The sequence below is a fragment of the Dietzia sp. NPDC055340 genome, assembly GCF_053645335.1.
This window is the reverse complement of the sequence record NZ_JBSHML010000039.1, coordinates 1-2,599: the sequence shown is the minus strand read 5'-3', so window position 1 is coordinate 2,599 and position 2,599 is coordinate 1. Positions and strand designations below refer to the sequence as shown.

5 protein-coding genes are annotated in these 2,599 nt (G+C 57.8%); 1 reads left to right on the top strand and 4 read right to left on the bottom strand.

Translation table 11 applies throughout. The features are described from left to right. A partial coding sequence (locus tag ACWIFB_RS17260; protein WP_210699587.1) for a hypothetical protein occupies positions 1 to 220 on the top strand: 220 nt, incomplete at its 5' end. Here ACWIFB_RS17260 and ACWIFB_RS17255 read toward each other — a convergent pair. The 4 genes from ACWIFB_RS17255 to ACWIFB_RS17240 form a co-directional block, all read right to left on the bottom strand. Continuing rightward, positions 203 to 703 (bottom strand): GNAT family N-acetyltransferase, encoded by a 501-nt coding sequence (locus ACWIFB_RS17255; RefSeq protein ID WP_000376623.1) that lies wholly within the window; start codon positions 701 to 703, stop codon positions 203 to 205. The two genes, ACWIFB_RS17260 and ACWIFB_RS17255, sit on opposite strands and share 18 nt — an antisense overlap. A gap of 127 nt (positions 704 to 830) precedes the next feature. Next, entirely contained in the window at positions 831 to 1,670 is an 840-nt protein-coding gene (gene sul1, locus ACWIFB_RS17250) for a sulfonamide-resistant dihydropteroate synthase Sul1 (protein ID WP_000259031.1), read from the bottom strand. Further along, positions 1,664 to 2,011 carry a quaternary ammonium compound efflux SMR transporter QacE delta 1 gene (locus ACWIFB_RS17245; protein ID WP_000679427.1) on the bottom strand — a complete coding sequence of 116 codons (348 nt, stop codon included), beginning with the start codon at positions 2,009 to 2,011 and terminating at the stop codon, positions 1,664 to 1,666. The genes sul1 and ACWIFB_RS17245 overlap by 7 nt, the downstream gene beginning before the upstream one ends. A gap of 163 nt (positions 2,012 to 2,174) precedes the next feature. Further along, the coding region (locus ACWIFB_RS17240; protein WP_454058889.1) for an aminoglycoside adenylyltransferase family protein at positions 2,175 to 2,599 on the bottom strand (425 nt) is incomplete at its 5' end.

Below are 2,599 nucleotides of genomic sequence, written 5' to 3'. Positions count from 1 at the left end.
CACCCTGGAAATGGCGCCACTTGAAATCCGTCATCGTTCCGTCCGTCCAATCTCCGCCAAGCATGCTCAAGCTTCACGATTTTTGCAACAGAGCCATATCGACAACCTCTCGCGCAACCAAGACATCGCGGTCGGACTGCAAGTGATCTTGAAGCCACGGGCCCGTCCCACCCCGACATGGACCTCGATGCCCGAACGGACGTTAGATTTCGAGTTCTAGGCGTTCTGCGATGAAGGTTGGATCCCAGCCGGGATTGAAAGTGTCGACGTGGGTGAATCCGAGCCGCTCGTATAGGCCACGCAGGTTCGGGTGGCAGTCGAGCCGCAGCTTGGCGCACCCCTGCGTTCGCGCGGCATGGCGGCAAGCCTCGATCAGCGCGGAGCTGACACCCCGGCCCGCATGTGTCCGTCGCACCGCGAGCTTGTGCAGATATGCGGCCTCCCCCTTGAGGGCGTCGGGCCAGAACTCGGGATCCTCGGCCGACAAGGTGCAACAGCCGACGATGCCGTCGCTGCAACTCGCGACTAGGAGCTCGGATCTCAGGACGAAGGTCTCCGCGAATGTCCGGTCGATCCGCGCGACGTCCCAGGCGGGCGTTCCCTTGGCGGACATCCACGCCGCAGCGTCGTGCATCAGCCGCACAACCTCGTCGATATCACCCGAGCAGGCGACCCGAACGTTCGGAGGCTCCTCGCTGTCCATTCGCTCCCCTGGCGCGGTATGAACCGCCGCCTCATAGTGCAGTTTGATCCTGACGAGCCCAGCATGTCTGCGCCCACCTTCGCGGAACCTGACCAGGGTCCGCTAGCGGGCGGCCGGAAGGTGAATGCTAGGCATGATCTAACCCTCGGTCTCTGGCGTCGCGACTGCGAAATTTCGCGAGGGTTTCCGAGAAGGTGATTGCGCTTCGCAGATCTCCAGGCGCGTGGGTGCGGACGTAGTCAGCGCCATTGCCGATCGCGTGAAGTTCCGCCGCAAGGCTCGCTGGACCCAGATCCTTTACAGGAAGGCCAACGGTGGCGCCCAAGAAGGATTTCCGCGACACCGAGACCAATAGCGGAAGCCCCAACGCCGACTTCAGCTTTTGAAGGTTCGACAGCACGTGCAGCGATGTTTCCGGTGCGGGGCTCAAGAAAAATCCCATCCCCGGATCGAGGATGAGCCGGTCGGCAGCGACCCCGCTCCGTCGCAAGGCGGAAACCCGCGCCTCGAAGAACCGCACAATCTCGTCGAGCGCGTCTTCGGGTCGAAGGTGACCGGTGCGGGTGGCGATGCCATCCCGCTGCGCTGAGTGCATAACCACCAGCCTGCAGTCCGCCTCAGCAATATCGGGATAGAGCGCAGGGTCAGGAAATCCTTGGATATCGTTCAGGTAGCCCACGCCGCGCTTGAGCGCATAGCGCTGGGTTTCCGGTTGGAAGCTGTCGATTGAAACACGGTGCATCTGATCGGACAGGGCGTCTAAGAGCGGCGCAATACGTCTGATCTCATCGGCCGGCGATACAGGCCTCGCGTCCGGATGGCTGGCGGCCGGTCCGACATCCACGACGTCTGATCCGACTCGCAGCATTTCGATCGCCGCGGTGACAGCGCCGGCGGGGTCTAGCCGCCGGCTCTCATCGAAGAAGGAGTCCTCGGTGAGATTCAGAATGCCGAACACCGTCACCATGGCGTCGGCCTCCGCAGCGACTTCCACGATGGGGATCGGGCGAGCAAAAAGGCAGCAATTATGAGCCCCATACCTACAAAGCCCCACGCATCAAGCTTTTGCCCATGAAGCAACCAGGCAATGGCTGTAATTATGACGACGCCGAGTCCCGACCAGACTGCATAAGCAACACCGACAGGGATGGATTTCAGAACCAGAGAAAGAAAATAAAATGCGATGCCATAACCGATTATGACAACGGCGGAAGGGGCAAGCTTAGTAAAGCCCTCGCTAGATTTTAATGCGGATGTTGCGATTACTTCGCCAACTATTGCGATAACAAGAAAAAGCCAGCCTTTCATGATATATCTCCCAATTTGTGTAGGGCTTATTATGCACGCTTAAAAATAATAAAAGCAGACTTGACCTGATAGTTTGGCTGTGAGCAATTATGTGCTTAGTGCATCTAACGCCGGAGTTAAGCCGCCGCGCGTAGCGCGGTCGGCTTGAACGAATTGTTAGACATCATTTACCAACTGACTTGATGATCTCGCCTTTCACAAAGCGAATAAATTCTTCCAAGTGATCTGCGCGTGAGGCCAAGTGATCTTCTTTTTGTCCCAGATAAGCTTGCTTAGCTTCAAGTAAGACGGGCTGATACTGGGCAGGTAGGCGTTTTATTGCCCAGTCGGCAGCGACATCCTTCGGCGCGATTTTGCCGGTTATTGCGCTGTACCAAATGCGGGACAACGTAAGCACTACATTTCGCTCATCGCCGGCCCAGTCGGGCTGCGAGTTCCATAGCTTCAAGGTTTCCCTCAGCGCCTCGAATAGATCCTGTTCAGGAACCGGGTCAAAGAATTCCTCCGCTGCCGGACCTACCAAGGCAACGCTATGTTCTCTTGCTTTTGTAAGCAGGATAGCTAGATCAATGTCGATCATGGCTGGCT

What these genes read in the sequence shown, in the direction of transcription:
- ACWIFB_RS17255 (WP_000376623.1), bottom strand. Translation starts at nt 703, where the DNA reads ATGGACAGCGAGGAGCCTCCGAACGTTCGGGTCGCCTGCTCGGGTGAT.
- ACWIFB_RS17245 (WP_000679427.1), bottom strand. Translation starts at nt 2,011, where the DNA reads ATGAAAGGCTGGCTTTTTCTTGTTATCGCAATAGTTGGCGAAGTAATC.
- sul1 (WP_000259031.1), bottom strand. Translation starts at nt 1,670, where the DNA reads ATGGTGACGGTGTTCGGCATTCTGAATCTCACCGAGGACTCCTTCTTC.